Source organism: Bacillus sp. THAF10 (assembly GCF_009363695.1).
In the GTDB taxonomy this organism is placed as follows: domain Bacteria; phylum Bacillota; class Bacilli; order Bacillales; family Bacillaceae_I; genus Sutcliffiella_A.
Map to the genome: position 1 here is coordinate 2,589,496 of NZ_CP045403.1, position 26,468 is coordinate 2,615,963.

A 26,468-nucleotide genomic window follows, 5' to 3' on the forward strand; every position below is an offset into this window, starting at 1 on the left:
ACCACATATTTTACACTCCTGATAACTTTTAGCGTCATATGGTACCATAGCTACCCCTATTTTGCATTCTAAGCTTTAGGTTATTAAATGCCATGATGTACCCTTAAAAGATTTCCCAGCAATTCACGAGGTATTTTATAGACGAGGCACTTAAGCTGATCTACCACGTCTCGACCCACCCTGCTCCACAAGGTGTGTCAGCTTTGCAATATCATCGAGCCAAGAAACGCTTCCTGATGATTTCCCGTTTACGCCACGAGCCAAGGCGTTTCTTGGACGCAAGGTGGAGCCGTTTGTGCCAACACCGCCACCGCGGCTCATGATTTCCATGACCTGCTTACGGTGCTCGGAAATTCCTTCACGAGAATCCTGAACGAACGGCATGACGTAGCAGTTGAAATAAGTAACATCGGTATCTGCACCTGCTCCGTATAGCACACGACCTGCTGGAACGAAATTCATGTTTACGAGTTCATGATAGAATTTCTCGAACCATTCTGTCCGTTTTTCTTCTGTTTCTTCTACTGCTGCGAGGCCTCTTGCATTTCTTTTTGCAATTTGCTCGTAGAAAACTTCTAGTGGTTTCTCGATCACATCCAAGGAACGCACAACCACACCAGTTTCTGCTTCTCCTTCTTTTGTCAGGACACCGCGGTACTCTTCATCAATTAACACAGAAGCCTTTTTAGTAGACCAGTCAATGTCTTGAATGAAGCCAAGGCCACGTGCAGGAAACTTTGGATCCTCTTTTATCGTCAACACGACAAAGTCTCCTGATGTGAGCGTTACTTTTTCTGTATCTTTAAATGCGTATCGATCGAGCATGACCAATCGGGAAACACCTTTATGTGTGGTGGTCATGTCCTCTGTAACAGGAAAAACCTGTGGAAATAAGTTAATGTCTTTGTTTAGTCGTTCTACATCAATTTTTGATTTAAATGGATTCATGGTTACTGTCATTTCTACACTCCTCTACCTTCCTCATAAAAAATAAAATGTGGAATTGGATTACACCTAACTTATCACAGTTGTCCTAAATCAGACAAGCGAAAAACTATATATAGTATGAATTATTTTTTCGACACTACTATATATTGATTTTTTGCGAACAAAATCTAAATTTGTCAAATGATAAAACAGTTAAAATAGCGAGAAAATGAAAGAGAATTGGAGAGTTAATTCTCTTTTCCAAGCTAAACAACGAAATTTGTCAGTTGCGTTATTTTGTAAAATATAGCGATATGATGAAATCAACGTTTGTAGAAAATCCTTCCTATTTGCAGAAAAATATTTTTTATTTTTCTTCTTGGCGAACCGGATATTTAGACGTCACACGTCATTCAATCACTAGATATGGACATAAACAAAAGTCTTTATTCGTAAATTTTGTTGGTACTGCGTATAGAGATGACACTAGAAATCAACGTTGTGGTCGTGCTCTTTTCGTAGGGAGATTTAGACAAGCGGTAATATTTCTTCGCATCACGATTACAACAATCTTTTAGAAAAGAGCCAAACAAAAAAATAACGAGAATCGCTTCCCGTTATCTTTTAAAATTCCACTCATCAGTAGAATATTTTTTCTCCATAATGGCGTGAACTTCTGCTAGTTCCACCTCTGACAATTCGTATGGCTCTAAATTGATATTCAATCCTTTTTCAAAGCCTGCAAAGAACGCTGCTTTTGCTTCTTCAATAGTGACTGGCGTCTCTCGCAAGGCATTAATCGCCACTGCTTTATTTTTAAAATTCTTTTGCATTCTTTCTTTGACTCGCTCACTTGGATAGTTGAATAGGCTAAACAATTGGTCCTCATCGATATCCAGTAAAATAGAGCCATGCTGAAGGATGACTCCTTTTTGACGAGTTTGCGCGCTACCTGCAACCTTTCTTCCTTCTACCACTAGCTCATACCAAGAAGGTGCATCAAAGCACACGGCGGATCGTGGATTTTTCAGACCTTGCTTTTCTTCCTCAGTTCTTGGAATTGCAAAGTAAGCATCTAAGCCCAGTCCTTTAAATCCTTCCAAAATACCTTCCGAAATCACTCGATAGGCTTCTGTTACTGTTTGCGGCATTTCAGGGTGATCTTCTGACACAATCACACTATAGGTGAGCTCTTTGTCATGTAGGACTCCACGCCCTCCGGTAGGCCTTCTTACAAACCCAAGGCCAAGTTCCTTTACTCGCTCTAGATTAATTTCTTTTTCTACTTTTTGAAAATATCCAATCGATAAGGTTGGGGGATTCCAGCCGTAAAAACGAATGGTTGGTGGGATTTTGCCTTGGCTATGCCAGTCCAATAGCGCTTCATCTAGCGCCATATTAAATGCAGGTGACTGCTCCTTCGAATCAATGTATCTCCAAGTTTCCTTTGTCATACTATGTACCTCATTTATTTCGTTATGATGAATGATTCTATCAAAATTTCTTTCTAAATTCAAAGTTAAAGCATGGTAGAATGCAAATGAAAAGGATGACATTTTAAACAAGCTTCTATATAATATAATTTGGATTAAATAGAAAAAGAGGGGTTGTCTAGTTTGACAGGTGTATACATTTCTTTAGGTATCATCGGGGCATTTATCGCCTATTCTGTGATTATGTTCATCTACCAACGCAAAATTCTTACTACGTTAACAGAAGAAGAATTTCGCGCTGGATATCGTAAAGCACAGTTAATTGATGTTCGTGAAACAAAAGAGTACGAGGGCGGACACATTTTAGGTGCAAGAAATATTCCAATGTCTCAACTGAAAATGAGAATGAAAGAAATTCGCAATGATCAACCAGTATATATTTACTGCCAGAATACCATGCGCAGCGGTCGTGCTGCTCAAATGTTAAAGCGTAAAGGGCACTCACAGCTTTATCAACTAAAGGGTGGCTTTAAGCACTGGGGCGGTAAAATTAGAACGAAAAACTAATAATGAAAAACAAGAGCACTCCACAAAACTGGAGTGCTCTTTTCTTATACTTGTATCGACAAGGTTTCTTTTATTTGATCAATATGACGACGCTCGTGATAGCCAATTAATTGTACCCATTGCATAGCGGAAAGATCCCCAATCCAGCGGTGGTTAAAGCCATACTGATGGAGGACTGCATCGTCGGCTTCCATAATGAAGCTTTGAAGATTAGCTCTTGAACTCTCTAACAATATAATGAGTTCTTCTTTTGTATAGGGCTTTGATGATGGCGAGATGTCATCTGATGCCACAACTTTGTAGCTTCGGTTGGCAAGAATTTTTGCCAGATTCAATTCTTTTTCTTCGATTTGGTTTTGGACTGCAATCGCTTTTCTAAGACTGTTTGTAATTTTGTTTTCGAGGAGGTAAAGATGTTCCACGTTTTGGCCAACTGTCCAGAGGTTATCAGCTTTCTTTGCGTGAAGTTCGTCTTGTGGAATGTTATTAAGAAGTTCTAGTAGTTCTTCTCTTGCCTTGTAGGTTTCTTGGTAATACATAACGGTAATCCCTCCCTTTGTTTCTAATTTTATCTTACTGGGTTTTAGGGTGAAGGGGAAGTGATATGTTTTGATGAATTTGTCTAGGTAAATAGATGGTTTTCTCGAATGGTTTCGGATTTTGCATCAAAGATTGCGGGAATATCTCGAAAGGTTTGCTGACCTTCAAAGCTTTTAGAAAGGTCGTCAAAGGTTGAGCGAATATCTCGAAAGCTCCGGGCAAGCTAGGGGTTTTATGTACCAACGTAAAAAAGAGAACAGGTCACCCTGCTCTCTCTCCTACAAAAATATTATGCTTCTTTTTGAAAACGCAACACAGGCTTACGCGCAGCAAGTGTTTCATCTAAGCGTTTAATCACTGTCGTATGTGGTGCTTCTTGAACCACTTCCGGATTTTCCTCTGCTTCCCGCGCGATTTGAATCATCGCGTCAATAAAGGAGTCTAGTGTTTCTTTTGATTCTGTTTCGGTTGGCTCGATCATGATACATTCTTCTACATTCAATGGGAAGTAGATGGTTGGTGGATGGTAGCCAAAGTCAAGCAGGCGTTTTGCGATATCGAGTGTACGTACGCCTAATTTCTTTTGACGCTTTCCGGACAGAACGAACTCATGCTTACAATGTCTGTCAAATGGCAGATCGAAATACTCTGCCAAACGGCGCATCATGTAGTTTGCGTTTAAAACTGCGTATTCAGTAACTGCCTTTAATCCATCTGGACCCATAGAGCGAATGTACGTGTAGGCACGAACATTGATGCCAAAGTTTCCGTAGAATGGTTTCACGCGGCCGATGGAATCCGGACGGTCATAATCAAAGCCAAAGCTTCCGTCTTCTTTTTTCACTACAAGTGGTTTTGGAAGGTATGGAATCAAGTCTGCTTTTACGCCAACAGGACCAGATCCAGGACCACCACCACCGTGAGGACCGGTAAATGTTTTATGCAAGTTTAAGTGCACAACATCAAAGCCCATGTCGCCAGGACGCGCTTTGCTGAGTACCGCATTCAGGTTGGCACCATCATAGTAAAGCTTTCCGCCTGCATCGTGGACTATCTTTGCCATTTCTAAGATGTTTTCTTCAAAAAGTCCAAGTGTATTCGGGTTAGTTAACATTAAAGCCGCAGTGTCTTCGCCTACTACTCTACGAAGATCTTCTAAGTCTACTAAGCCGTTTTCATCCGATTTAACCGTGATGGTTTCCAAACCTGCTACGGTTGCTGAAGCTGGGTTTGTACCGTGAGCAGAGTCAGGAACGATAACTTTTGTACGGTTATGATCATTGTTTGCTTCGTGGAACGCGCGGATCATCATTAGACCCGTCCATTCTCCGTGAGCACCGGCTGCTGGCTGCAAGGTTACTTCATCCATTCCAGTAATTTCAATCAGGTGGTCTTGCAAATCATACATTAATTCAAGCGCACCTTGAACGGTGGACTCATCCTGTAATGGGTGAATGTGTGCAAAGCCAGGATATCGTGCGACATTCTCGTTAATTTTTGGGTTGTATTTCATGGTACATGAACCAAGTGGGTAGAAGCCTGAGTCTACTCCATGGTTACGGTTGCTCAACGCTGTGTAGTGGCGCATGATATCTAATTCAGAAACCTCAGGTAGTTCCGGAGCTTCTTCGCGAATATATTCACTTGGGAAAAGCTCTGCTAAATCTACCTCTGGAACATCGTTTTCTGGCAGGCTGTACCCGATGCGGCCTTCTCTGGACAATTCAAAAATGAGTGGTTGATTTTGCTTTTTCATTGCTGCTGAGCCCCCAATTCTTTCGCTAGTGTATCGATTTCTTCCTTTGTACGCATTTCAGTTACAGCGAGTAACATATGATTTTCAAGTTCTGGATAGTACGTTCCAAGGTCGTAGCCACCAATAATATCCTTTTCAAGGAGCTTGCGATTTACTTCTTTGATTGGTGTAGAAAGCTTCACCACAAATTCATTAAAAAATGGACCGCTGAATGTTACTTCTAAGCCAGCGTTTTCAAGCGCAGTTTTGGCATATTGGGCTTTTTGGATATTGCGAACAGCTATGTCTTTTACGCCTTTTTTGCCAAGTGCAGTCATTGCAACCGATGCTGCCAGCGCGTTTAATGCTTGATTAGAACAAATATTGGAAGTCGCTTTGTCACGACGGATGTGTTGTTCGCGTGCTTGGAGCGTTAGTACAAACCCACGTTGACCTTCTTCATCTACTGTTTGCCCTACTAATCTACCTGGAACCTTACGCATTAATTTAGACGTTACGGCAAAATAACCACAGTGAGGGCCACCAAATTGTGTTGGTATACCAAATGGTTGTGCGTCTCCCGCTACGATATCTGCCCCAAATTTACCAGGAGGAGTCAATGCTCCAAGTGAGAGTGGATTGGAGGAAACAAGGAACATCCCTTTATCCGTATGCGCGATTTTTTCGATTGCTTCCATCGGTTCAATTTGGCCAAAGAAGTTTGGATATTGTACCATGACAGCTGCTACGTCCGCACTCATCATTTTTTCTAGCGCTTCCACATCTGTTACACCATTTTTCATAGGTACTTCTACAACCTCAACGAACTGGCCTTTTGCATAAGAGGTAATAACCGCTTTTGCTTCAGGATGAACGGCAGCAGACACCAATACTTTTTTCTTTTTTGTATGCCCACAAGCAAGCATCGCTGCTTCTGCAAAGGAAGTCGCCCCATCGTACATGGATGAGTTAGCAACATCCATACCTGTTAGCTCACAAATCATCGTCTGGAATTCAAAGATTGCCTGAAGTTCGCCTTGAGAGATTTCTGGCTGATATGGTGTATACGCCGTGTAAAATTCAGAACGAGAAATGACGTGATCAACAATGACAGGCATATAGTGATCATACACTCCAGCTCCAAGGAATGATGCATTTTTGCGTAAATCTTTGTTTTTGGCAGCCAAATCACTTAGTTCACGCATTAATTCTGATTCAGATTTAGCTTTTTTAATGTTTAATTCTCCATCGAAGCGAACGCTTTCTGGAATATCTTTAAACAATTCATCAATACTTTCTACTCCAATTACCTGCAGCATTTCTTGGATGTCTTGATCCGTCATGGGTAAATAACGATGTTTCATGTGAGTTCCCCTCTCCTGTTAGTTTTTCGGGCGTTGATAGAATGGTGTTTTAACAATTTTTGCTTTAAGACGCTTTTTACGAACCTGTACTTCCACTTCTGTATCAATTTCAGTGAATTCTTTCTTTAAAAGAGCAAGTCCAACATTTTTCTTTAAGGTAGGCGACTGCGTACCAGTTGTTACTTCTCCGATTTGCTCATCCCCAACAAACACCTCATAGCCATGACGAGGAATTCCTTTATCCAACATCTCTAGTCCAACAAGCTTCCGTGGTGCGCCGTTCTCTTTTTGTTCCTTAAGAACCGCTTTCCCAAAGAAATCTGCTTCTTTATCTGTTTTCACGGCAAAGCCAATGCCAGCTTCAATCGGGGTAATGTCCTTGGTTAGCTCTTGTCCGTATAACGCAAGCTTCGCCTCAAAACGCAGGGTATCGCGAGCACCAAGTCCACATGGAACAAGTCCATCCTCTTTGCCTACTTCTAAAAGCGAGTTCCAAAGCTTTGTAGCATCCTCACTAGCGCAATAGATTTCAAAGCCATCCTCACCAGTGTAGCCAGTTCTGGAAACTAGAGCTGTCACACCATTGATGTCTACATTTTCATTAAATTTAAAAAATTTAATTTCTGAAAGGTCCGTTTTTGTGAGCTTTTGCAAGATTTGTTGAGAAAGAGGACCTTGCAGGGCAAGCTGTGCCACGCTTTCAGAGATATTTGTCACTTCCACTTCTTCATTCACATTGCTAATCAACCAGTCGAAGTCTTTTTCAATATTTGAGGCATTGACCACTAACAGGTAATCCTCGTCGGCTTTTTTGTATACAAGCAAGTCGTCTACTGTACCACCGTCTGGATAACACATCGCAGTATACTGGGCACCACCGTCTTTTAACTTGGAAACATCATTTGTCATCATTTTTTGGAGATAAGCGAGACTATCTTTTCCTTTTACTTCAATCTCGCCCATGTGGGAGACATCAAATAACCCTGCTTTTGTACGAACTGCTTCATGCTCTTCCTTAATACTGGAGAATTGCACTGGTAAATCCCAGCCGCCAAAATCAATGGTTTTTGCACCGTTTTCTTTGTACAAATCAAACAAAGGTGTTCTTTTTAATTCCGTCATTCCTTCTCTCCCTTTCCAACAATCTCATTTTGGTCTCAAAAAAAGGACAGAAAAACTCCTTTTCATAAAAAAAGAGTCCCTGTCCTTTGCACCTGAAAGTTTACCCTATGTTATCTTATAAGGCTTTCCCCTTTGGTGGTTTACACGAAAATACCCGTGAAACACTCTCCAGAGCTGCGTCCAACAAGAGTCTTTTTGCCTGAGAGATTCACAAATATGTTGCTTGCTCCTTCGGCGCTGCCGTAACGCGGGTGGCAGTCTCTCCCCTTGTTCTCATTCGCATTATTATATTTTTTCCTAACATGGTCATACTAGAACAAAAGCGGAATGCGCCCGTTTTGCGACGTACAAACTTTGTCTAGTTGCAGCGGCTAGCTCCTCGAGTCATAAGCCATCTTTCCTCCGGAGGCAAGAACAGCCTCCTGCAAAAAGCTGTCTTATGCTTGTCGGAGCTGAACGAGCCGCTTCACTTTTCGTGGCACTGAGCCGTATGAGATAAAGAAAACACGAAGAGCGCAAGCTTTTTCGTGTTGCCTTATCGTAAGGAGGCGAGGGAAGTTTGCTAGTCGCAGGCGCGTGGAGCTGGACGCTGCTTTTTCCGTTTGAATATTTACAGTAATATTCTTTATACCTTTTCTTCTTAAAATAAACCGAAAAGACTATGGTTGAATGACCACGCAAAGCACACTATTATCCTACCATTACATAATGGAATCTGGCAATATAAAAACGCTTATCATTATTATTTTTATATAGCTAAATGTTCGGCTTTCACAAAGGTTTTTCTCAATATTTTCTAATGAAAACGCTATCCTTTTACATAAACAATAAATGGATGCCTCAGAAAGGATGCAGAGTGATGAATGTAGAGATTGTATTTGATACGGAATGGCAAGGAGAATTGCTGAAAAGAATGGCCGATGATGGACCATGGGCAAACTACGAACTATTCAAATTAGCACTTGAAGTGGAAAAGCACCTCAGTATCCCTGAATTTGAAGGCTTGCTTGCACCAGGGCATCTTCCCCAGCTTACTCCCCTGCCACATCAGCTTGAGGTGGCCCGAAATGTAGTAGAAGAGATGAACGGGAAAGCCATCCTTGCCGATGAAGTGGGGCTTGGGAAAACCATCGAAGCTGGATTAATTTTGAAAGAGTACATGATTCGCGGATTAGTAAAAAAAGTCCTTATTCTTGTACCTGCTTCCCTCGTTTCTCAGTGGGCAATGGAATTAAATCAAAAATTCTATATTCCTGCCATTGCCCAGCGTAAAAGCTATGTATGGGAGCAATGCGATGTAGTAGTCTCTTCCATTGATACAGCAAAACGCAGTCCCCACAAGGAGATAGTAAATAGCCTAGAGTATGACATGGTGATTATTGATGAGGCTCATAAACTTAAAAACAGTAAAACCAAAAACTATGAGTTTGTACAGAATTTGAAAAAGAAGTTTTGTCTGCTTTTAACAGCTACTCCGATTCAAAACAAAGTCGCTGAAATATTTAACCTTGTTTCCTTATTAAAACCAGGGCATCTTGGCAGCGAGAGCAACTTTATGGAAGTCTTCCGAGCAAAGGACCGAAAGCTTGAGAACGATGAGTATTTAAGAGAGCTCGTTAACAAGGTAATGATTCGAAATCGCCGTGGAGACACTGGAATTGAGTGGCCAAAACGCAATGTGGAATCCTGCATTATTGAATTTTCAAAAGAGGAACAAGCTTTGTATAATGCCATCAATGATCTAAAAACGGACCCGCTTGTTCCCATTACCAGTCAGTTTTCCATCATGACACTTCAACGAGAGGCTTGTAGTAGCAGAGAAGCCGTTTATTACACCGTCAAGAATATGATTGAACGAAAGCAAAAGGAAAATCCACACTACCAGCCTTCTCGTGGGTTATTAACTATTTTTGAAAAGATTGATCAAGTTGGTAGAAATTCTAAAGCGGAAAAAGTGCTTGAGCTAATCCAAAAAGTGAATGATAAGGTCATTATCTTCACGGAATATCGTGCCACTCAAATGTATCTGCAATGGTTTTTAAAGCAAAATGGCATTAACTCTGTGCCCTTCCGCGGAGGCTTTAAACGAGGAAAAAAGGATTGGATGCGAGAGCTTTTCAAAAATCATGTGCAGGTACTGATTGCTACAGAAGCTGGTGGAGAAGGAATCAACCTACAATTCTGTAATCATATCATCAACTATGACCTGCCATGGAACCCGATGAGGCTCGAACAGCGGATTGGTCGTATCCACCGCCTGGGTCAAGAGCGTGACGTAAATATTTACAACTTTGCAACCAGCAACACGGTAGAAGAGCATATCTTAAAGCTTCTGTATGAAAAAATAAATCTGTTCGAACGGGTTATTGGCGAACTTGATGATATTTTAACTAAAATGGAAATTAAAAATCTTGAAGAGCACATTCAAGACATTATGCTTCATTCCAAGTCTGAGGGAGAAATGAAAATTAAAATGGAGAACCTTTCCTCTATTATCGAATTTGCCGATCAGATGAAAAAGGAGGATGAACCTCATGCAGCAGCGGGAAATTCATAGATTTCTGGAGCGATATTTTACAGCCAATAACTGTGAAATCATTGAAAATACGAACAGCCACCTAGCTGTACAGCTGACAATTGAAATGGACAAGGAATTGATGAACCGTCCGTTTTATTGGCATTACCTTGAAAAAACAGGCGGCGAGCCAAACCCTAAGCAAATGACACTAATTACAGACAGCAACCAAGCACCAGAGGATTTAAATGGGGATCATGTGCATTTCGGCTCACCCCGAATGCACCAAATCTTCGAGTCAGCGAAAAATCTGGCCGGCTATATTCGGTTGTATGAAAACTTGCCTACTCAAAACGGTAGTAGTGGACACGTTCCGCTTCACCCCTGGCTCAATGTGAATATGAAGGTTAGCTATCAATGTGACAGGAAAAAGGATGTCATCATGTCCCTTGGTATTCATCTCATCACTGGGGCAATTGTAGAAAATTTTCAAGAGGAAGTTGGCAGGGTAACGCTCACACCAAAAATCCCAGATTTCTGCTTTACGATGACACCGATTATTATGCCAGCAAGTGGACTATCTAGGCTTGAGCACTATGTGAATGGATTTATCGCAAGCCAGGATCATCAGTGGGCAGAGGATGCTCGGAAAAGATGGGATCAAGACTTAAGGCTGCTTCAACATTTTTATGAAGATGATGATGAAAAACCAGAATCCTATGAAACAGAAATGAAAGCCTTGCAGGAGCAATATGAGCCGAAAATTCATGTGAATATTATTAATGGAGGGCTGTTTTATTTAAGTCCTGCTTTTATTGGCAATCTGCACAGTGGGAAGTAGCCTACCACTGTGCACTGCTATGTATGGCCCAAGTTATGATACCTACAGTAAGTAAAAAACCAATTATTACTCCAACACTTATTTGCACAGCAAGGCTTTTCATAGTATATCCTTTAAGGTTTTCAGGTGAAGGAGCACGATCAATTTTGCGAACTCGAAGGAAATGGGCGATATTAATCACTAAACCTAATACTAATAAGGTGATGAGGATAAAAACTGCCATGGGAAAATCCATCACTACCGCCTGATGGTACATTGATTCTACCTGCAGCATCAGCACAAAAATTACTACTACTTCACTAATAATAACTACTCTTTTCTGTTTTTTATGTTCAGCGATTCCTAGTTTCTCCTTCTCATGTTCCTCAATTGCCTTCATAAAAGGAAAAAATTTGTCCAAAAAGCTTACTTTAGTTATCTGCTCCACAAAGGTAACTAGTAATACTACTAAACTAAATAAAGTAAGATAAAATAGTTTTATTTCAAATACAGCGAACACTGGGATTATAAAAAAGATAATACCTAATGCCAAATTAATAAACAATAATTGTTTTCTTCTTAACTGTCCTATTGAATTTTCTTCCATTTTCATCCCCCTTTTTGCTTATTACGTTAGGTGACGAAAGAAAGTTTCACTGTTCAAGAAAAATAATGATAAATCCAATAAATATGCAATATGCTTACGAATGTATAGCTTGTCACCGCAACAATGCTAACTGCTTTAAGCAACATGGATTGCAGCAGTTGCTTGCTCATGATAAACCAGAATAGTAAAAATGAAATACTAACTTTAAAAGTGAGAAATATTATGGGGTTGAGGTCATAGAGGGTTTGCATCAGAGGGTTGCTTTCTTCGATGAGTTGGAAGTGTAGACCGATATAGGTTGCCGCTCCGTCAAATAGATTTAGCGCTAGAAGGATTAGCAGTAGTTTTTTTATGGTAGGCATACGGGGCGGCACCTCGTTTGTTCTTATTTAAGAACAATTATATAATATTCGTTCATTATTAGCAACAAAGCGTTCTTTATTTGGGATAAAAAAGGGAACGGCATGAACTCAGGGGTGTTTTGGCACGAACTCAGGTCATTTCCGCACGAACTCGGGCCATTTTGGCATCAACTTTACTCAAAACGGCACGAACTTTTGGTATAGCATAAATTATGGCCAAAGTTTCCCCTCGATAACCTGTATTTTTTAGCCTTTCTACTCTAAAAACCCTCTAAAATAAAAAAAGTAGCCATCACAGCTACTTTTTTCATAAAATCAAAACCAATATTCCTTCATTTTTATCAAAAACTCTTCTGAAATTGGAAACTCCACACTTTCCGCTATCACGGCATCTATCCCACACTTCGGGCAAAGTGCAGTTTGACCATTGTCAATCCACTCCTCAATCGCACTAGGATGATAAATTTCTGTACAGAAAAAACACCCACATAAATTGCTGAATTCCATGGTTTTTCGATGATGGCTACTGTATTGATGAGCCATAATTATTTTGTTTTCCATATAAACCTCCCATTAAACAGTTAAAAACAGAGCAGCATCACCGCCTGCTCTGTCGATACATTATTTCACCGGAATCCAAATCTCCGAATAATAATCCTCACTGTTTGGATTTCCGTCTCCATACCATTCAAAATCTGGTGTTCCGGCATGCTCATAAGAATTGGATGGGAACCACTCAGAGAAGATTTGCTTCCATTTATCTTGCATGGCATGTGGCATCGCACCATGTACCTCAAACACTGCCCACTTTGTTGCAGGAATCTCTAACTCTTCCATACCTTCGGGTGGATCTTCTGATGATGCTGCTGCAACCCAATAGTCCATTAGGTTTTTTGTGCGCATTTCCTCAGTAGTAGCACCACAAACTCCTAGAATACCTTTGATCAATCCATTGTTCATATCCACTAGCTTTTCAGTGATTCCATTTTCATTCACTTCCTGCCACAGCTTTGGAATCTCCGCCATGTTTTCTCCATTGCCAAGCGAATATGTCCTCTTCACTCCAACTACTCTAAACGCATCTTTGTTTACCACACTGTACTTCATTGGCTCTGCCCCTTTCAAGGTTACCTGGATAACCAGGCGATTATAGGTTTGTAGCTTTCCTTCAAACCTTCGCACATCAGATGGTGAGGTCCCATGCTGACGGCGAAACGCTTTGGTGAAAGCTTCTGGAGTGTCATAACCATACTTAAAAGCAATGTCGATGATTTTATCGTCTGTTGATAAGAGGTCCTGTGCTGCGAGAGAAAGTCTGCGCCGCCTTATATACTCACCCACGGAAACATCCGTTAACAACGCAAAGGCGCGTTGAAAATGAAATGAAGAAAAATTAGCTTCCTGTGCAATTTTCCCTATGGATAAGTCTTCAAGGATGTTATTCTCTATAAATGCGATTGCTCTTTGGATGGATTCTACCATTGCCATATGCCTCACTCCTTATATTCATCTTACCAGCCTACTTTTCACTTGACCTGTTCGGAAATGCTCTTTTGTGGCAGGTTTTACTCGTAAAAGGTTTTCGGTCATTATTTTAGGACTCTAAATTTTAGCTTCTCCGCTGCAATCAACCCTTCTCGCAGCCATATCTCTATTTGTGGATTTGAGAGAAGTTCTTCTGTTTTCATCCAGAAAACCGCATCTACCTCGTCTTCACTTTTTGGATAGGGTTCTCCTTCCTTCCATTCACAAAGGAAAATGATATCTACCACTTCTCTACCATCGGGTAAAACAAAGGAAGTATTTCTGACATAGGTCATTGTTTCTCCTGCTGTCACACCGACTTCTTCATACAACTCACGCCTTAGCGTTCGTTCCAAAATATCCGAGCTTGCGCCTTCGTGATCCACCGTACCTCCAACAAAGGAAAGCGTTCCTCCAGCATGCTCCTCTTTTGAACTACGTTTAATCATCAGCCATTTATCTCCTCGATACAAGGCTGCTTCGACGTTAATCAAAAACATAAGATACCTCCTTTATTTTCTCGCCTTGATTATAAGAGTAGAAGGAAACCTTTTTACCTTTTGTAAAGAATAATAGCGATCTGATAATGGAGCTTCTTCATGTTGATACCGCTGCCCCACTTCACTTTCCACTACTTTTTCAATCATAAAACCTGCTTGAATTAGTTCGTTTATGTATGTGCTCAGCTTTCGAGTATGGATAACCATCGGTGCATCCTCACCCTTAAACTTTTCAAAACGCTGTACACCTTCTATTTGATAAGACCCTTCTAAGGTTATGATACCTTCTTCACTTTTTAGATAAGGATACAACGGGTGATCCCAACTAAATAAAAAGCTTCCTCCAGGCTTCAAATAAGAATAGATAAGCTGCAGCGTTTTGGTTAAGTCAGTCGTCCAGCCTAATGCATAAATGGAAAAGACGGTATCAAAATACTGCTTTGGTAGTTCAATTTCCTCCTCCATTGGGGCAGTATACAAATGAGGATTGTAATTTGCCAACAGTTTTTCTGCTGTTTGTTTTTGCTCTAGTGACAGGTCTACACCCCATATTTCTCCTACTTTTTTCATTTCCTTCATATATTTCAACGAGTGTCCACTTCCAAATCCAATTTCTAACACTCGTTTTCCCCGTAAATCATCAAGGAGATTTAGTTCATCTTCTGTTTGTGAAAATGGCCCATAGCTTGGCAATGCATCCACTCCGTTAAAGTAATGCGCTACCAAATCCCAGCTTTTTTGGTTACTTGTTATGATCTGATTCAAATAATTCTCTCCTTACTCTATATCCTTAATAAAAGCAATCAACCTACTAGCCTCTTTAAATCCAAGACTTTTATGAAAATGGTAGCTTATCTCATTATCTAAATGAATGTCTGAGCCGATTTGTTGGCAGCCCTTTTTCTTTAGCCATGCTTCCCCTGTTTCTAAAAGCTGTTGGGAGTATCCTTTTCTCCTATGCGCTTCTTTTACGTACACTCCTTCGATGAAGCCGGTTGGGCTAGCTTCAGTCCCTTCCACATAGTCAATTCGGATAGAAAGATGCATAAACCCGACCAATTCTTCTTCTACCTGGTAGAATAATATGCGGTCTCTATCTGAGGCCATGATTTCATTAAAGGACTGCTCTAATTCCACTGTGGAGCTTTCCGGCCAAAGAGCTTGTCCTAATTTTATGTAATATTTTTGATGATTGTTTGTTGCATAAACAATCGGCGTTACTCCTTCTATGGTCCTTTCTAGTTCAAGCTGTGCCAGTTGCTCCCCCCATGATGCCATTTCCGTTTGCACAAATCCTTCCTTCAAATATAACTGCTTTGCCACTTCATTTTTTGGATTAAAGCCTAGCACCACAAATGGAATATTCCGTCCCGTATTATCATGTTGGATATCCTCCAACACCTTTTGTAATGCCTTTCTTCCATACCCTTTGCCTTGGAAATCCTGATCAATCATCAGACGATAAATCCAGTAGTTTCCATCATCGGGATCCACCCCATATAAGGAATAACCAACCATATTTTCTCCAGCAAAAATACCCATCGAATGAAAGTCAGGCATAAATTTTGATTGCGCGATAGAGTAAAGATTGGATGCAACAAAATCCTCTTGCTCCTCTGTAACTTTAAGATTAATAGCTTTTTTCCAATTCTGTTCTGTAATTGGTTGTAGTGAAATGATTTCTCCCATTGAAACTATCCCCTTTGCTTTCTATCTGGTACTACATAATTGTAATATTTCATACTGTATATTTAGCGTAAATAATTTGAAAAGGATGAATGATCATGACTTCTCAAGACCCAAGAATTCCTCAACCAATAAGAAGGGATGGCGCAGGTGCACCGGATGATGGGCCAAGAAACGTCATGCGCGATCTTCAAAACCCTGATTTGCTTGTTCCCCCAAAAACTGATGCCGGTATTGTTCCCAATTTGCGCTTTTCCTTTTCTGATACCTCCATGATCCTAAAGCATGGCGGCTGGTCCAGGGAGATTAATGTCAGAGAACTGCCAATCGCCACCACGCTTTCAGGTGTCAACATGAGCCTAACTGCAGGAGGCGTTCGGGAGCTACATTGGCATAAAGAAGCCGAGTGGGCGTATATGATTCTTGGTCGAGCAAGAATTACAGCAGTGGACCAAGATGGTAAAAACTTCATCGCAGATGTCGGTCCTGGTGATCTTTGGTACTTCCCACCAGGTATTCCTCACTCTATTCAAGGCTTGGAGCAATGTGAATTTCTACTTGTTTTTGATAGCGGCGATTTTTCCGACTTGAGCACCTTATCGATTTCCGATTGGTTAGCACATACACCAGTGGAAGTTCTTTCAGCCAATTTTGGGGTGCCGGAAAGCACGTTTCGTAATCGTCCAAAAAGCCAACGTTACATTTACCAAGCAGAAGTACCTGGACCGTTAAAAACACAGAAGGTTTCTTCACCAAACGGAGAAGTGCCACTTTCATTCAAATATGAGCTGCTGAAACAACCACCATTGGAGTTTTCTGGTGGTTCTGTAAGGATTGTAGATTCTAGCGTTTTTAAGATTTCCAAATCGGTCGCTGCAGCCTTAGTCGAGGTAAAACCAGGAGGCATGCGTGAGCTGCACTGGCACCCGAATAACGATGAATGGCAGTACTATCTGACTGGAAAAGCACGGATGACTGTATTCCTTGGTAATGGGACAGCAAGAACCTTTGATTATCAAGCGGGCGATGTTGGCTATGTGCCTTTTGCAACAGGTCACTATATTCAAAACACTGGTGAAGACACCGTTTGGTTTTTAGAAATGTTCAAAAGTGACCGCTTTGAAGATGTCTCGCTTGCCCAATGGATGGCACTAACTCCCGCTCAAATAGTGGAAAGCAATGTTGATGTAAGTTCCTCTTTTGCCAAAAGTATTAGAAAAGAAAAGGAACCCGTTGTCAAATACCCGCCATATACATTTAAACCAAATTAAGTTTGGAAAATTCTATCTTTTATTTTACCAAAAGAAAAAGCAGAGGAGTTTCTTTTTTTTACAAAAAGCTGTGTTAGTATTTATTGTTGATAGTAAGTCTGCGTGTTAGTAAACTGGCCTTTTAAAAGCATTAGGAATGGGTCGATTAACAAAAGAACAATTAGATAGTGACGTTACTATTAAAGACTTGATCATTAAAGGAAATTTATTACCGAATTTGGAAATGTTTGATACACTTAGGTTATCTAGATTAGCGATGTCATTATGTGAACATATTTCCTGTTTAACAACGGGAAGATTTATGGGAGAAGAGGAGTTATAAATGCTTAAAATATTTTATTTCTTTATCTTGATTTTTCCAATCTTATTCCTTTCAGCTTGTAGTTCTAATACACTTCAAGAAACAGTGGTAAAACCTATAATTGATGAATTTGAAGAGGCAGGAATTAAATTAAAGGAGAGAGAAGAATATTCCAATTTATTTTCCATTTCTGGTTCAGATGAAAAACAATATGAGGTAGATGGCGGAAGTATCTATCTCATTTATGGTTATTCAAATAAAGAAAAAATAATGGAAGAGCTAACAAGGATATTTGCAGAAACAGAATTTCAATATCCGCCAGAGTCATTGTATACAGATAAATTCTGTATCATATATATTAGAAAAAGTGATTATGAAGTGTTTGACCAGAAAATAGATACTTTATTTGAACATAATTTAAAAGGTATATAAAGGGAAACCTTATTTCAACAAACGGGGGATAGTTGAATAAAAAAAATAACAATTAGGCTGTCATTTTTTTGGCAGCCTAATTTATTAGTAATAAATCAACTTTTAGCACGAACGCAGCGTTACAAAAAAGAAATGTCCTCTGCCAAAAAAGTTAGATTGCCCACTCACCATTCACGAAAATGGCCTCTTTCGTTCCATCCTTTGTTTCAGCTGTGATGTTTAACTCCTCTGAGCCAATCATAAAGTCCACATGAATCATACTCGTGTTGACCCCTTTTGCTTCGAGCTCTTCTTTTGAAAGAGCTGCACCACCCTCGAGACAAATAGGATAAGCAGAGCCTAACGCCAAATGACAAGAAGCATTTTCATCAAACAGGGTGTTGTAGAAAATAACATCTTGTTTGGAAACAGGAGAGCTGTTTGGTACAAGCGCCACTTCTCCAAGATAGAGAGAACCTTCATCTGTTTCTAGAAGCTTTTTCAGCACGTCATATCCTTGTTCCGCCTGGAATTCGGTGACTTTCCCATCTTTGAAGGTGAAGCTAAAATTCTCCACAAGATTACCGTTCAAATTTAATGGTTTAGTCGAGGAAACGACACCGTTTACTCCGGTTTTAACCGGAAGTGTAAAGACTTCCTCCGTTGGGAGGTTTGGAACAAAATACGTTCCCTCTTCATTGTTTAAACCTCCACCTAACCAAACCTGTTCTAAGGGGAGCTCTATCGTAAGGTCTGTTCCAGGTGCTTGATAGTGAAGTTTTTTATATTTTTTTGTATTTAGTACGTGGAGCTTTTGTTGTAAGGATTCAATATGCTTGTTCCAGGCTGCAACTGGATCCTCTTCGTTAATTCTTGTCACCGCAAAAATATTTTCCCAAAGTGCATGGACCTGCGTTTCTGTAGATAGCCCTGGATAAAGCTTGGCTGCCCATTCTTCTGAAGGAACGGAAACAATGGCCCAGCTCACCTTAGCGGTTTGGGTATATTTACGATATTTTTGCATCGCTTTTGCTTGAGCTTTGTTAGCAATGGCCACTCTATTTTGGTCCACGTCTTTTAGTAGGTCTGGGTTGGATGCAACGATGGAGAGAAATGCAGCTCCTTCTTCCGCCATCTCTTCCATCCCCCGTACCTTCCAATCACGCACAGATTCTAGTGATGCCTCGGATGCATCCTCGAGTGTAATTTTTGATAACTTCTCGTCATTCCATTCTGTATGTACATATTTTGCGCCGATACTATATGCAATTTTTGCAACTTCACGAACGAAAGGTGCTGCTGTTATTGGTGCATTCATGACTAGAGGTTGATTGGGCTGTAGATTGACCCCAACCTTTACAGCCAGTTCTGCGTACTTTATTAAATTTTCTTGTATCATCTCTTCCTGCCCCCTTTTTAAGTATGCGTTCATTGTAGCATACGTAAAGGGGGGGATATACAAATGAAATTTACTCTAACGCAAAAAACGACCTCCCTGCTTTTAGGGAGGTCGGAAAATCAATTCTTACACATTAAATTTTTCTTTGACAAAGGCCACTACTTCTTCAGCCGTACCCATACTCAAAATTTCTTCACGATAGGACGCTGCCTCTTCTTTTGAGATGCCACGTAATTGACTTCTTGCTGGGAGGATAGACGTTGCGCTCATACTGAATTCGTCCAAGCCAAGTCCAAGAAGAATTGGAATCGCGATTGGATCGCCAGCCATTTCTCCACACATTCCTGCCCATTTGCCGTTTTTGTGAGCTGCTTGAATAACGTTGTCAATCAATCGAAGAATTGCTGGATTGTATGGCTGATACAAGTAAGAAACTTGCTCGTTCATACGATCTGCAGCCATTGTGTATTGAATTAAATCATTTGTACCGATGCTAAAGAAATCCACTTCTTTGGCAAACATATCGGCCATCACAGCTGTAGATGGGATTTCCACCATAATTCCGATTTCGATATGTTCATTCACTTTTGTACCTTCATTAACAAGCTTTTCTTTTTCTTCTAAAAGAATAGCTTTTGCCTGACGGAATTCATCTAAAGTGGCAATCATCGGGAACATGATTTTCAAGTTACCATAAGAGCTTGCACGCAATAGAGCACGTAGCTGTGTCCGGAAAATATCCTGCTGTTCTAGGCAAAGGCGAATCGCACGGTAGCCTAGGAATGGATTCATTTCTTTTGGAAGATCTAGATAAGGAAGTTCTTTGTCTCCTCCGATATCTAGTGTACGAACCACTACAGGCTTCCCTTCCATGCGCTCAAGCACTTCTTTGTATGCTTTATATTGCTCCTCTTCAGTGGGAAGTTCGGTTCTACCCATGTAAAGAAATTCCGTACGGTAAAGACCAACACCTTCTCCACCATTAGCGAGAACGCCTTTTACGTCTTTAGGGGTACCGATATTTGCTGCAAGCTCGACCTCATGACCATCAGAAGAAAGGCTTTTCTCATTAACGAGCTTCGCCCACTCTTTTTTCTGCTCTTCAAATTTTTGTTGTTTTTCTTGGTAGAAAGCAATTTCATCATCTGTTGGATCGACAATTACTTCTCCATCTAAGCCATCAACAATAACCATCGTATCGTTTTGGATTTCTTCCATGACATTTTTTGTCCCAACAACAGCTGGAATCTCCATAGAACGTGCCATGATTGCGGAGTGTGAAGTGCGCCCCCCAATATCTGTTGTAAATGCTTTTACAAACTGACGGTTAAGCTGAGCTGTATCAGAAGGTGTCAAATCTTCTGCAATAATGATTACTTCTTCTGCAATAAGTGCAGGGTTTGAAACAGAAACTCCTAAAAGATGAGCAAGTACCCGCTTGGTGACATCTCGAATATCTGCTGCTCGCTCTTTCATATACTCATTGTCCATTTGCTCAAACATATTGATAAACATAGAAGCTGTTTCATCAAGAGCAAATTCAGCGTTTACATTATCATTATTAATTTTATCTTTGATTGGATTTAAAAGCTCAGGATCACTTAATACGAGAAGGTGAGCAGAAAAAATCTCTGCTTTATCGGCACCTAACTCTTTGTGTGCGTGCTCTTTTATTTTTTCCAATTCATTTTTTGATTTTTCTACTGCATTTTCAAATCTCTCTACTTCAGCAGAAGCATTGTCTACTGTCTTTTTTTCCACTGTTAGTTCAGGGTTTTCAAGACGGTATGCTTTTGCGATTGCAATCCCGCTAGAAGCAGCGATGCCTTGAATCTTGTTTGACATTATTCCCCTAACCCTTCTGATTTCAAAGTTTCTTCTACTGCATTTAAAGCTTCCGCTTCGTCAGAACCTTGTGTCACAATTTTGATTTCTGCTCCTTGTGGAATTCCTAGAGACATTACACCCATGATGGACTTTAAATTTACTGACTTTCCGTTATATTCAAGGTTCACATCTGCATCGAATTTTCCTGCTGTTTGTACCAATTGAGTTGCTGGACGTGCGTGAATTCCTGAATCTGCTGTTACTTTAAACGTTTTTTCTGCCATTGTAATCAAGCTCCTTTGAATTGTGTTATTTGGTAATACATAATCTACAAGGATTTTTCCCAGGTTTCAACCTATGGGCAATCGAAAAATTATGTAGAGAGCATTCAGCTATAGAACTATTCTTCTATACCCTGTACAAAAGCGTACTAATCTATAGAAAAAGGCATGAGAGAGGGCTTTTCTCTAAAAAAGGGTAAACTTCTCCCTTTAGTATTGATCAAAACCGCTTCACTCATGCCTGATCGTATCAGTAACACGTAAAGTTCTATTCTTTGTTGTAAGCATTTGCATGAACAAATAGTTGAATGCTTCATTAACTGTCCGAAAAGATTGTAGCAAAATTTCAAGCGTTTGACAACCATTACGCCTTCTTTTTAAACATCATTAATATCGCATAGGGGATAATTCCAAAGAGCTGAAAAGCAACAGGCGGACGTTCTTGTTTTTTAATCTGCCTTTGCTCTTTTCTTACTTCTTTCGGCTTATCCATATAAGTGACCAATTGTTGCGTAACATACTTTACGTAATCATTCGTTTTCATAAAAAACATCACCACCAAAGATTCATTTCTCTTTTAGTGTTGACGCTTTTCGTAGGTTTTAACCGCATGGTATACCGCTTCTACCGCTGCTTCTAAAGATAGGTAGGTGGTATCAACTGTTATCTCAGCTTGGTTATAGAGTGGTAATCGTTGTTGAAAAATGTTAGCCACTTCCTCTTTTTTCTTTTGTTGAATTATTGGTCTGGTTTGGTCGTTTTTTAGCCTCTCCCACACTATATCCATCTCTGCAAACAAGAAAACCCTAATGCCGTTGCCCTTCATCCAATTTCTGTTCCGCTCTGATAGCACAATCCCTCCACCTGTAGTGATGATAGCATTTTCTATTGGCATTTCCTGAAGAGTTTGCTCTTCCAATGTCCGAAAATATGATTCACCTTTTGTACTAAATAGTTCTTTTATGGAAATACCGGTCTTTTTTTCAATGACTTGATCGGTATCATAAACTTCCAATTGCAGTGCTTTACCAAGTTTTTCCCCTACTGTAGTTTTTCCAGCTCCCATAAAACCCGTCAAGTAAATACTTTTCACCGTTCTCTCCTCGCATTCTCCCTCTTTAGCATAATGAGCGTTGAAGTTCTGTTTCCCTAGATGTTACAGGTTTTCATTCCAGGATACAACCTCATGATTATTCATGCTATAAATAACAATAGCTTGGTATGACCTTCCTGAGTCTGTTAAACATGAAATTTGAATCTCGACTATTTCATCTTTTGTTTGCGTAGATATTGTAGATGTTCCATTTGGAAATCGTAAGGAACTCGTCTGCACTTCGTCCTCGTTCTCCAATTCATGGTGCACAGCATCCCATGTATACTTCATCATGCTATCTAGTCTAAATTGCTGCTCCGCTTCATGGTAGAACAGATTCTCTAAACGAAAACTTTCGATTTGATGTAGGAGAAACAGGGACAACAACCCGCTCATCATGATTGTAAAAGGTAAGATATACCCCTTTTCCTTCCTCATCCATTCCTTACCTGACAGGTACATTGTCAATAAGGAGCTCTATTTGCAGCTCCTGCCCTTCATTTATTTCAAACACAACACCATTTCCCCTTTCTTTAAACGTGATGGCTTTTACGTTATGAAGCATCAGTTCATGACCGCTTCCATTCACTCTTCTCCTCATTTTCCCGTCATACCATTCATAGATTATTGACTGATTTTGTTGATTAACAATGGTTAATACGGACTCATTTGCAGAAAAGCTCTTTCCATTTCTAAGCTCCCTTTTGGCTTGTTGAACAAATACCTCGAGCTCTAATGGGTGAATCCCTTTTTCCGGTTCTGTTAACTCCATGAGACTTTTGATGAAAAGGGGAAACATTGCCGTTAATACAAGAACAACTGCAAAGCTTACCAAAACCTCTAATAGTGTGAAGCCCTGCTCTTTATGGGTAAAAAACATGCACACACCTCTCTTGCTTCATATTTCGAAAATCTGTATAAGCTACGCATAGTAAAGGTGACATGCTTGCTTCTTTCATATGGGTAGAATAAGTTGTTCTTTTTTTTATTATTTTCCCCTCAAAATTGATAGGTTGCTCGCGGCGGATTTCCTCCAAACTCATGGCCAAAATAAACCTTGCATCTTGTTCTAGCAAAAATCCCTTTCTTTCCTGATTCATCCTCACTAAGCCAGGAACCAGCAGCGAAGCAATGACCACCCATACAAACAGTGCCGCCAGAACCTCTAGTAACGTAAAGCCCTCATCTTTCCTCCACATAAAATCGCCCCTTTCCTAACGTAAAAACATAACGATAACGCTCTTTTCCATCTTGTAATATAATGATTGCTCCAGACTTATCGATACTACCGTTTCCTAAAAAGGTGATCACCTCTCCCATTGTTCTCGTATCTATTGATAGAGAAGATGGATACTCACGGTTCACGAGATCTTTTGTTTGAAAGCTTCCTTGCCGAATGCGATAGGAATTTGAATTAGGAGACAACACTATTTGAACACTGTTTTTTGTACTAAGGGCATATTGCTGGGCAAAAAAGAGGTCATTGGTAAATTGCTCGGAAAAATGACTGGAGCTGTGTTTTTGCGTTTTGGCAAAGCCATTGGAGGAAAGGACAGAGAGCATGATGGCAATGATAGATAGGATAAGGAGGGATTCCATTAGAGTAAAGCCAGCGGAGTTTTTTTTGAAGTTAGCTAGCGTCTGGTTCACGTGGAGCTGCTTTTCCATTTTCTATAATAACGATTTTTCCGTTTGGACATTTCAGCATCCCAGCTTCATCAAATTTATCCTCCAGGTATTCTGGTGCATTTAGATCATCAATACTCAAAGGAGGCGTACCGTAATCGAGTCTGTACGTCTGCATTTGTGCCTCCACCATGCTCACCATTGCATCACAGCCTTTGTCTCCAATCATGCTGCTGTTTTTCGTCACATTTGGAATCATCACCAAGAGAAGAACAGTGATAACCATCATCACAAGAAGCATTTCAACAAGTGTAAAACCGCGATTATCTTTCATAATTTTCATATTAAATTCCTCCCATTAATTGAAACATTGGTATAAAAATACTCAAATAGAGAATCATCACAAACGCTCCCACTCCCAATAGGAGAAGTGGTTGAATTTTTGCTAGCAGTTTTTCCACATGTTCTTCCAGTCGGCCGAGTAAAATTCTGCTATACTGCAGTAACTCTAACGGCAATCTCCCATTGTTTTGACCGTGCATAATAATAAGCTCAAGCCCTTTAACAAAAACAATTTCCTTTCCTACTAGATCCTCCAGCTTTTCTCCTTCAATAAGACGACTACGAAATTCGCTTGCTTTCGTTTGAAAATAAGGATGGTAATTTTGCCTTTCAAATACAGAAAGAGCTTCATTAATGGTCAATCCACTAGAGAGAAGGTTACTTAATTGCTCTGCGAAATAGTGAGAATAATGGAGAGAGAGGTAGGTACGGATTAGAGGAAATTTAAATAATAATTGTATTCGTTTGGTGGGTTTCATCTTTTTGTAAAACATGTGATAGCTTGCAAGAAGAAATAGGGTAGCTCCGAAAAAAAATAGAGGGAGTACGGGAGCATAGTTTAAAAGGGTAAAAAATGTGGACAAGAGAGCGTCCATTTCCAGGTTCATATGATGAAATAGCTGGAGGAATTGAGGAACTAATATGACATGAACAAATAGTAGCATGATGAACACAAGGATAAGCAGAAGCATGGGGTATCTAATCAATGAGACGAGTTTTTCCCGGTATTGTCGTTTTCTTCCAAGCATTTCCCCAGCGGAGCAAAAGGCATGTGCTAAATTTCCATGCTTTTGTGAAAAAAATAAAAGAGAAAGGACATCCTCATGAAAATGTAGGCCTTCTAAGACTTGGTGAATGCTATCACCACTTCGGAGTGCTTTCATTGCAGAGAAAACATGTTGTTTCTTTTTGGCAGAATAGTGAATACTGATTAATTCAATTGCTTCGGTTAAGGAGTAGCCATTGTGATACATGTCCCCCACCCTTGTTAGAAACTCCTCTTGATCCTTCATGGTCCATCTATTTTTATTTTTTGCCATCATTCACCCATCTTTCATATTCCCGCTGGTGAATAAACCCGAGGGCAATTCCTTTTTTTATCACTTCTTTGAGAGTAGGATAAGCCGCCAGTACAGAATTTCCCCTACATTGTTGTAAGACCTTTTGCAATTCGTTTCCATAAAGCAGTTCATAAACACTCGCCAAACGATGAGTACGATATTTTTTGCAAAAAGCAGAGCATTCCTCCTTGCAATAAGGACACGTTAACTCCACTAGCCTTTGTGCGGATACGGCAATTAAGGATTGTTCCAGATCTTGATGGGAGACACCAAATTCAAGTAATCTAAATATCGCTCCTTTTGCGTCCCTTGTATGAAGTGTACTTAAAACTAAATGACCTGTGAGAGCAGCACGGATAGCAATTTTCGCTGTCTCTTCATCTCTTATTTCCCCAACGATTATAATATCCGGATCATGCCTGAGTATTGCTTTTAATCCTGATGAGTAGCTAATTCCTGCCTTCTCGTTCACCTGGACCTGCAAAACATGCCTGCTTTTTCTCTCTACAGGGTCCTCCAAAGTAATAATGTTTCGCTGCAGCATGCTCTTGGATTCTTCCAAAATAGAATATAGCGTTGTGGTTTTGCCAGAGCCAGTCGGACCTGTAAAAATAAACAGACCATGGGAATGCTTCATTAAGGACATTATTTTTCTGGTGGAATGCTGAAAAAGAGAGAGATGTTTTAAGGAAAATTGATGGTCTTCTTGAGGTAGTATACGAATGACAAGACTTTCTCTGTTTAAAGTGGGCAAGGTTGAGAGTCGGAGGTTGATTTGATTAGAATCTACTTGCAGGGCTAGCGCACCGTTTTGAGGCTTTCTAGTTTCTCCTATGTCCATGGCAGCTTGAAATTTCAGATGAGATAACATTCGTTCATACACTTCAATCGGGACTTTTTCTTGATCGTAAAGGTAGTGGTCTAAGCGGAATAAGACATGTGCGGTAGTTTCAAGGGGTTTCATGTGAATATCGGAAACACGTAATCTAACGGCCTGGCGGATTAATTCTTCACACTTTTTTTCAATATTCATTTTCCACCTCATTTCAAGGGTATGGGAATACTTCTCTTAGGTCTCCTTTCAGTTTGTTTTTCTTGCCCTGTTAAATTTCTACATAGAATGACAGATTCCTGCAAAGTTTTATTTTTTTTTT

30 protein-coding genes, 2 pseudogenes and 1 riboswitch are annotated in these 26,468 nt (G+C 40.2%); of the genes and pseudogenes, 6 read left to right on the forward strand and 26 right to left on the reverse strand.

All coding sequences use genetic code 11. The features are described from left to right. Positions 1 to 162: 162 nt before the first annotated feature. Together FIU87_RS13595 and FIU87_RS13600 are read right to left on the reverse strand one after the other, a co-directional pair. A pseudogene (locus FIU87_RS13595) lies at positions 163 to 960 on the reverse strand (ribonucleotide reductase N-terminal alpha domain-containing protein); the annotation flags it as partial. Positions 961 to 1,544: 584 nt separating this feature from the next. Further along, the gene (locus FIU87_RS13600; RefSeq protein WP_152446572.1) at positions 1,545 to 2,381 is read right to left on the reverse strand and encodes a lipoate--protein ligase family protein; all 837 of its coding nucleotides are present in this window, start codon (positions 2,379 to 2,381) and stop codon (positions 1,545 to 1,547) included. A gap of 222 nt (positions 2,382 to 2,603) precedes the next feature. Between FIU87_RS13600 and FIU87_RS13605 the strand changes: the two genes are divergently transcribed. Further along, complete coding sequence (locus FIU87_RS13605; RefSeq protein WP_152446573.1) at positions 2,604 to 2,927, forward strand: rhodanese-like domain-containing protein; 324 nt, start codon at positions 2,604 to 2,606, stop codon at positions 2,925 to 2,927. Positions 2,928 to 2,971: 44 nt separating this feature from the next. Here the strand turns inward: FIU87_RS13605 and FIU87_RS13610 are convergent, their stop codons facing one another. From FIU87_RS13610 to gcvT, 4 genes are all read right to left on the reverse strand, one after another. Beyond that, positions 2,972 to 3,466 carry a DinB family protein gene (locus FIU87_RS13610; RefSeq protein WP_152445089.1) on the reverse strand — a complete coding sequence of 165 codons (495 nt, stop codon included), beginning with the start codon at positions 3,464 to 3,466 and terminating at the stop codon, positions 2,972 to 2,974. Positions 3,467 to 3,756: 290 nt separating this feature from the next. Next, positions 3,757 to 5,223 carry an aminomethyl-transferring glycine dehydrogenase subunit GcvPB gene (gene gcvPB / locus FIU87_RS13615; protein WP_152445090.1) on the reverse strand — a complete coding sequence of 489 codons (1,467 nt, stop codon included), beginning with the start codon at positions 5,221 to 5,223 and terminating at the stop codon, positions 3,757 to 3,759. Further along, a complete protein-coding gene (gene gcvPA / locus FIU87_RS13620) occupies positions 5,220 to 6,566 on the reverse strand; it encodes an aminomethyl-transferring glycine dehydrogenase subunit GcvPA (protein WP_152445091.1) in 1,347 nt (448 codons plus the stop codon). Before gcvPA ends, gcvPB begins: the two co-directional genes overlap by 4 nt. Positions 6,567 to 6,584: 18 nt before the next feature. Beyond that, positions 6,585 to 7,688 (reverse strand): glycine cleavage system aminomethyltransferase GcvT, encoded by a 1,104-nt coding sequence (gcvT, locus tag FIU87_RS13625; RefSeq protein ID WP_152445092.1) that lies wholly within the window; start codon positions 7,686 to 7,688, stop codon positions 6,585 to 6,587. Between the two features lie 177 nt (positions 7,689 to 7,865). Continuing rightward, positions 7,866 to 7,965: riboswitch (glycine riboswitch) on the reverse strand. Positions 7,966 to 8,547: 582 nt separating this feature from the next. On the opposite strand from gcvT, the gene FIU87_RS13630 reads away from it, so the two are divergent. Both FIU87_RS13630 and FIU87_RS13635 read left to right on the forward strand, forming a co-directional pair. Further along, the gene (locus tag FIU87_RS13630; protein ID WP_152445093.1) at positions 8,548 to 10,245 is read left to right on the forward strand and encodes a DEAD/DEAH box helicase; all 1,698 of its coding nucleotides are present in this window, start codon (positions 8,548 to 8,550) and stop codon (positions 10,243 to 10,245) included. Continuing rightward, on the forward strand, positions 10,223 to 11,044 hold the full coding sequence (locus FIU87_RS13635; RefSeq protein WP_152445094.1) for a YqhG family protein: 822 nt from the start codon (positions 10,223 to 10,225) through the stop codon (positions 11,042 to 11,044). Before FIU87_RS13630 ends, FIU87_RS13635 begins: the two co-directional genes overlap by 23 nt. 1 nt (position 11,045) lies before the next feature. Here FIU87_RS13635 and FIU87_RS13640 read toward each other — a convergent pair whose 3' ends face one another. The 8 genes and pseudogenes from FIU87_RS13640 to FIU87_RS21425 form a co-directional block, all read right to left on the reverse strand. Continuing rightward, a complete protein-coding gene (locus FIU87_RS13640; RefSeq protein ID WP_152445095.1) occupies positions 11,046 to 11,630 on the reverse strand; it encodes a hypothetical protein in 585 nt (194 codons plus the stop codon). A gap of 53 nt (positions 11,631 to 11,683) precedes the next feature. After that, complete coding sequence (locus tag FIU87_RS13645; protein ID WP_152445096.1) at positions 11,684 to 11,992, reverse strand: DUF5658 family protein; 309 nt, start codon at positions 11,990 to 11,992, stop codon at positions 11,684 to 11,686. A 315-nt stretch (positions 11,993 to 12,307) separates the two neighbouring features. Beyond that, entirely contained in the window at positions 12,308 to 12,553 is a 246-nt protein-coding gene (locus tag FIU87_RS13650; RefSeq protein WP_152445097.1) for a cytoplasmic protein, read from the reverse strand. Positions 12,554 to 12,613: 60 nt separating this feature from the next. Beyond that, complete coding sequence (locus FIU87_RS13655; RefSeq protein ID WP_152445098.1) at positions 12,614 to 13,480, reverse strand: AraC family transcriptional regulator; 867 nt, start codon at positions 13,478 to 13,480, stop codon at positions 12,614 to 12,616. Between the two features lie 101 nt (positions 13,481 to 13,581). Further along, on the reverse strand, positions 13,582 to 14,016 hold the full coding sequence (locus tag FIU87_RS13660) for an NUDIX hydrolase (protein ID WP_152445099.1): 435 nt from the start codon (positions 14,014 to 14,016) through the stop codon (positions 13,582 to 13,584). 12 nt (positions 14,017 to 14,028) lie between these two features. Beyond that, positions 14,029 to 14,781, reverse strand: coding sequence for a class I SAM-dependent methyltransferase (locus FIU87_RS13665; RefSeq protein ID WP_152445100.1), 753 nt, complete (start codon positions 14,779 to 14,781; stop codon positions 14,029 to 14,031). Positions 14,782 to 14,793: 12 nt separating this feature from the next. Continuing rightward, positions 14,794 to 15,273, reverse strand: a complete 480-nt coding sequence (gene aac(6') / locus FIU87_RS21420; protein ID WP_301538672.1) for an aminoglycoside 6'-N-acetyltransferase — start codon at positions 15,271 to 15,273, stop codon at positions 14,794 to 14,796. After that, a pseudogene (locus FIU87_RS21425) lies at positions 15,256 to 15,705 on the reverse strand (GNAT family N-acetyltransferase); the annotation flags it as partial. The gene aac(6') and the pseudogene FIU87_RS21425, both read right to left, overlap by 18 nt. Before the next feature lie 95 nt (positions 15,706 to 15,800). Between FIU87_RS21425 and FIU87_RS13675 the strand changes: the two are divergent. The 3 genes from FIU87_RS13675 (at position 15,801) to FIU87_RS13685 (ending at position 17,706) form a co-directional block, all read left to right on the forward strand. Further along, positions 15,801 to 16,973: an oxalate decarboxylase family bicupin gene (locus FIU87_RS13675; RefSeq protein ID WP_152445102.1), complete on the forward strand. Its 1,173-nt coding sequence runs from the start codon at positions 15,801 to 15,803 to the stop codon at positions 16,971 to 16,973. A gap of 136 nt (positions 16,974 to 17,109) precedes the next feature. Beyond that, positions 17,110 to 17,295 (forward strand): hypothetical protein, encoded by a 186-nt coding sequence (locus FIU87_RS21275; protein WP_152445103.1) that lies wholly within the window; start codon positions 17,110 to 17,112, stop codon positions 17,293 to 17,295. Next, positions 17,296 to 17,706, forward strand: a complete 411-nt coding sequence (locus tag FIU87_RS13685) for a hypothetical protein (RefSeq protein WP_152445104.1) — start codon at positions 17,296 to 17,298, stop codon at positions 17,704 to 17,706. Positions 17,707 to 17,857: 151 nt separating this feature from the next. Here the strand turns inward: FIU87_RS13685 and FIU87_RS13690 are convergent, their stop codons facing one another. From FIU87_RS13690 to comGA, 12 genes are all read right to left on the reverse strand, one after another. Next, the gene (locus tag FIU87_RS13690) at positions 17,858 to 19,084 is read right to left on the reverse strand and encodes an aminopeptidase (protein WP_152445105.1); all 1,227 of its coding nucleotides are present in this window, start codon (positions 19,082 to 19,084) and stop codon (positions 17,858 to 17,860) included. Between the two features lie 126 nt (positions 19,085 to 19,210). Further along, positions 19,211 to 20,929 (reverse strand): phosphoenolpyruvate--protein phosphotransferase, encoded by a 1,719-nt coding sequence (ptsP, locus tag FIU87_RS13695; protein ID WP_152445106.1) that lies wholly within the window; start codon positions 20,927 to 20,929, stop codon positions 19,211 to 19,213. Then, the gene (locus FIU87_RS13700; protein WP_152445107.1) at positions 20,929 to 21,195 is read right to left on the reverse strand and encodes a phosphocarrier protein HPr; all 267 of its coding nucleotides are present in this window, start codon (positions 21,193 to 21,195) and stop codon (positions 20,929 to 20,931) included. Before FIU87_RS13700 ends, ptsP begins: the two co-directional genes overlap by 1 nt. Positions 21,196 to 21,556: 361 nt before the next feature. Then, positions 21,557 to 21,736 (reverse strand): YqzE family protein, encoded by a 180-nt coding sequence (locus tag FIU87_RS13705; protein ID WP_152445108.1) that lies wholly within the window; start codon positions 21,734 to 21,736, stop codon positions 21,557 to 21,559. Between the two features lie 33 nt (positions 21,737 to 21,769). Then, a complete protein-coding gene (locus tag FIU87_RS13710) occupies positions 21,770 to 22,285 on the reverse strand; it encodes a shikimate kinase (RefSeq protein ID WP_152445109.1) in 516 nt (171 codons plus the stop codon). Positions 22,286 to 22,348: 63 nt separating this feature from the next. Beyond that, complete coding sequence (gene comGG / locus FIU87_RS13715; RefSeq protein ID WP_172971061.1) at positions 22,349 to 22,723, reverse strand: competence type IV pilus minor pilin ComGG; 375 nt, start codon at positions 22,721 to 22,723, stop codon at positions 22,349 to 22,351. Positions 22,724 to 22,730: 7 nt separating this feature from the next. Further along, a complete protein-coding gene (gene comGF / locus FIU87_RS13720; protein ID WP_152445111.1) occupies positions 22,731 to 23,165 on the reverse strand; it encodes a competence type IV pilus minor pilin ComGF in 435 nt (144 codons plus the stop codon). Beyond that, positions 23,149 to 23,484, reverse strand: coding sequence for a type II secretion system protein (locus FIU87_RS13725; protein ID WP_152445112.1), 336 nt, complete (start codon positions 23,482 to 23,484; stop codon positions 23,149 to 23,151). Before FIU87_RS13725 ends, comGF begins: the two co-directional genes overlap by 17 nt. Then, positions 23,468 to 23,935: a competence type IV pilus minor pilin ComGD gene (comGD, locus tag FIU87_RS13730; protein WP_172971062.1), complete on the reverse strand. Its 468-nt coding sequence runs from the start codon at positions 23,933 to 23,935 to the stop codon at positions 23,468 to 23,470. The genes FIU87_RS13725 and comGD overlap by 17 nt, the downstream gene beginning before the upstream one ends. Further along, positions 23,916 to 24,254 carry a competence type IV pilus major pilin ComGC gene (gene comGC / locus FIU87_RS13735; protein ID WP_152445114.1) on the reverse strand — a complete coding sequence of 113 codons (339 nt, stop codon included), beginning with the start codon at positions 24,252 to 24,254 and terminating at the stop codon, positions 23,916 to 23,918. The genes comGD and comGC overlap by 20 nt, the downstream gene beginning before the upstream one ends. Position 24,255: 1 nt before the next feature. After that, positions 24,256 to 25,296: a competence type IV pilus assembly protein ComGB gene (comGB, locus tag FIU87_RS13740; protein WP_152445115.1), complete on the reverse strand. Its 1,041-nt coding sequence runs from the start codon at positions 25,294 to 25,296 to the stop codon at positions 24,256 to 24,258. Continuing rightward, positions 25,280 to 26,347, reverse strand: a complete 1,068-nt coding sequence (comGA, locus tag FIU87_RS13745) for a competence type IV pilus ATPase ComGA (RefSeq protein ID WP_152445116.1) — start codon at positions 26,345 to 26,347, stop codon at positions 25,280 to 25,282. The genes comGB and comGA overlap by 17 nt, the downstream gene beginning before the upstream one ends. Positions 26,348 to 26,468: the final 121 nt, after the last annotated feature.

Bases quoted from the DNA above. Each gene is read 5' to 3' on its own strand.
- FIU87_RS13600 (WP_152446572.1), bottom strand. From the start codon at position 2,381: ATGACAAAGGAAACTTGGAGATACATTGATTCGAAGGAGCAGTCACCT.
- FIU87_RS13605 (WP_152446573.1), top strand. From the start codon at position 2,604: ATGTTCATCTACCAACGCAAAATTCTTACTACGTTAACAGAAGAAGAA.
- FIU87_RS13610 (WP_152445089.1), bottom strand. From the start codon at position 3,466: ATGTATTACCAAGAAACCTACAAGGCAAGAGAAGAACTACTAGAACTT.
- gcvPB (WP_152445090.1), bottom strand. From the start codon at position 5,223: ATGAAAAAGCAAAATCAACCACTCATTTTTGAATTGTCCAGAGAAGGC.
- gcvPA (WP_152445091.1), bottom strand. From the start codon at position 6,566: ATGAAACATCGTTATTTACCCATGACGGATCAAGACATCCAAGAAATG.
- gcvT (WP_152445092.1), bottom strand. From the start codon at position 7,688: ATGACGGAATTAAAAAGAACACCTTTGTTTGATTTGTACAAAGAAAAC.
- FIU87_RS13630 (WP_152445093.1), top strand. From the start codon at position 8,548: ATGAATGTAGAGATTGTATTTGATACGGAATGGCAAGGAGAATTGCTG.
- FIU87_RS13635 (WP_152445094.1), top strand. From the start codon at position 10,223: ATGCAGCAGCGGGAAATTCATAGATTTCTGGAGCGATATTTTACAGCC.
- FIU87_RS13640 (WP_152445095.1), bottom strand. From the start codon at position 11,630: ATGGAAGAAAATTCAATAGGACAGTTAAGAAGAAAACAATTATTGTTT.
- FIU87_RS13645 (WP_152445096.1), bottom strand. From the start codon at position 11,992: ATGCCTACCATAAAAAAACTACTGCTAATCCTTCTAGCGCTAAATCTA.
- FIU87_RS13650 (WP_152445097.1), bottom strand. From the start codon at position 12,553: ATGGAAAACAAAATAATTATGGCTCATCAATACAGTAGCCATCATCGA.
- FIU87_RS13655 (WP_152445098.1), bottom strand. From the start codon at position 13,480: ATGGCAATGGTAGAATCCATCCAAAGAGCAATCGCATTTATAGAGAAT.
- FIU87_RS13660 (WP_152445099.1), bottom strand. From the start codon at position 14,016: ATGTTTTTGATTAACGTCGAAGCAGCCTTGTATCGAGGAGATAAATGG.
- FIU87_RS13675 (WP_152445102.1), top strand. From the start codon at position 15,801: ATGACTTCTCAAGACCCAAGAATTCCTCAACCAATAAGAAGGGATGGC.
- FIU87_RS21275 (WP_152445103.1), top strand. From the start codon at position 17,110: ATGGGTCGATTAACAAAAGAACAATTAGATAGTGACGTTACTATTAAA.
- FIU87_RS13685 (WP_152445104.1), top strand. From the start codon at position 17,296: ATGCTTAAAATATTTTATTTCTTTATCTTGATTTTTCCAATCTTATTC.
- FIU87_RS13690 (WP_152445105.1), bottom strand. From the start codon at position 19,084: ATGATACAAGAAAATTTAATAAAGTACGCAGAACTGGCTGTAAAGGTT.
- ptsP (WP_152445106.1), bottom strand. From the start codon at position 20,929: ATGTCAAACAAGATTCAAGGCATCGCTGCTTCTAGCGGGATTGCAATC.
- FIU87_RS13700 (WP_152445107.1), bottom strand. From the start codon at position 21,195: ATGGCAGAAAAAACGTTTAAAGTAACAGCAGATTCAGGAATTCACGCA.
- FIU87_RS13705 (WP_152445108.1), bottom strand. From the start codon at position 21,736: ATGAAAACGAATGATTACGTAAAGTATGTTACGCAACAATTGGTCACT.
- comGG (WP_172971061.1), bottom strand. From the start codon at position 22,723: ATGAGGAAGGAAAAGGGGTATATCTTACCTTTTACAATCATGATGAGC.
- comGF (WP_152445111.1), bottom strand. From the start codon at position 23,165: ATGTTTTTTACCCATAAAGAGCAGGGCTTCACACTATTAGAGGTTTTG.
- FIU87_RS13725 (WP_152445112.1), bottom strand. From the start codon at position 23,484: ATGTGGAGGAAAGATGAGGGCTTTACGTTACTAGAGGTTCTGGCGGCA.
- comGC (WP_152445114.1), bottom strand. From the start codon at position 24,254: ATGAAAATTATGAAAGATAATCGCGGTTTTACACTTGTTGAAATGCTT.
- comGB (WP_152445115.1), bottom strand. From the start codon at position 25,296: ATGATGGCAAAAAATAAAAATAGATGGACCATGAAGGATCAAGAGGAG.
- comGA (WP_152445116.1), bottom strand. From the start codon at position 26,347: ATGAATATTGAAAAAAAGTGTGAAGAATTAATCCGCCAGGCCGTTAGA.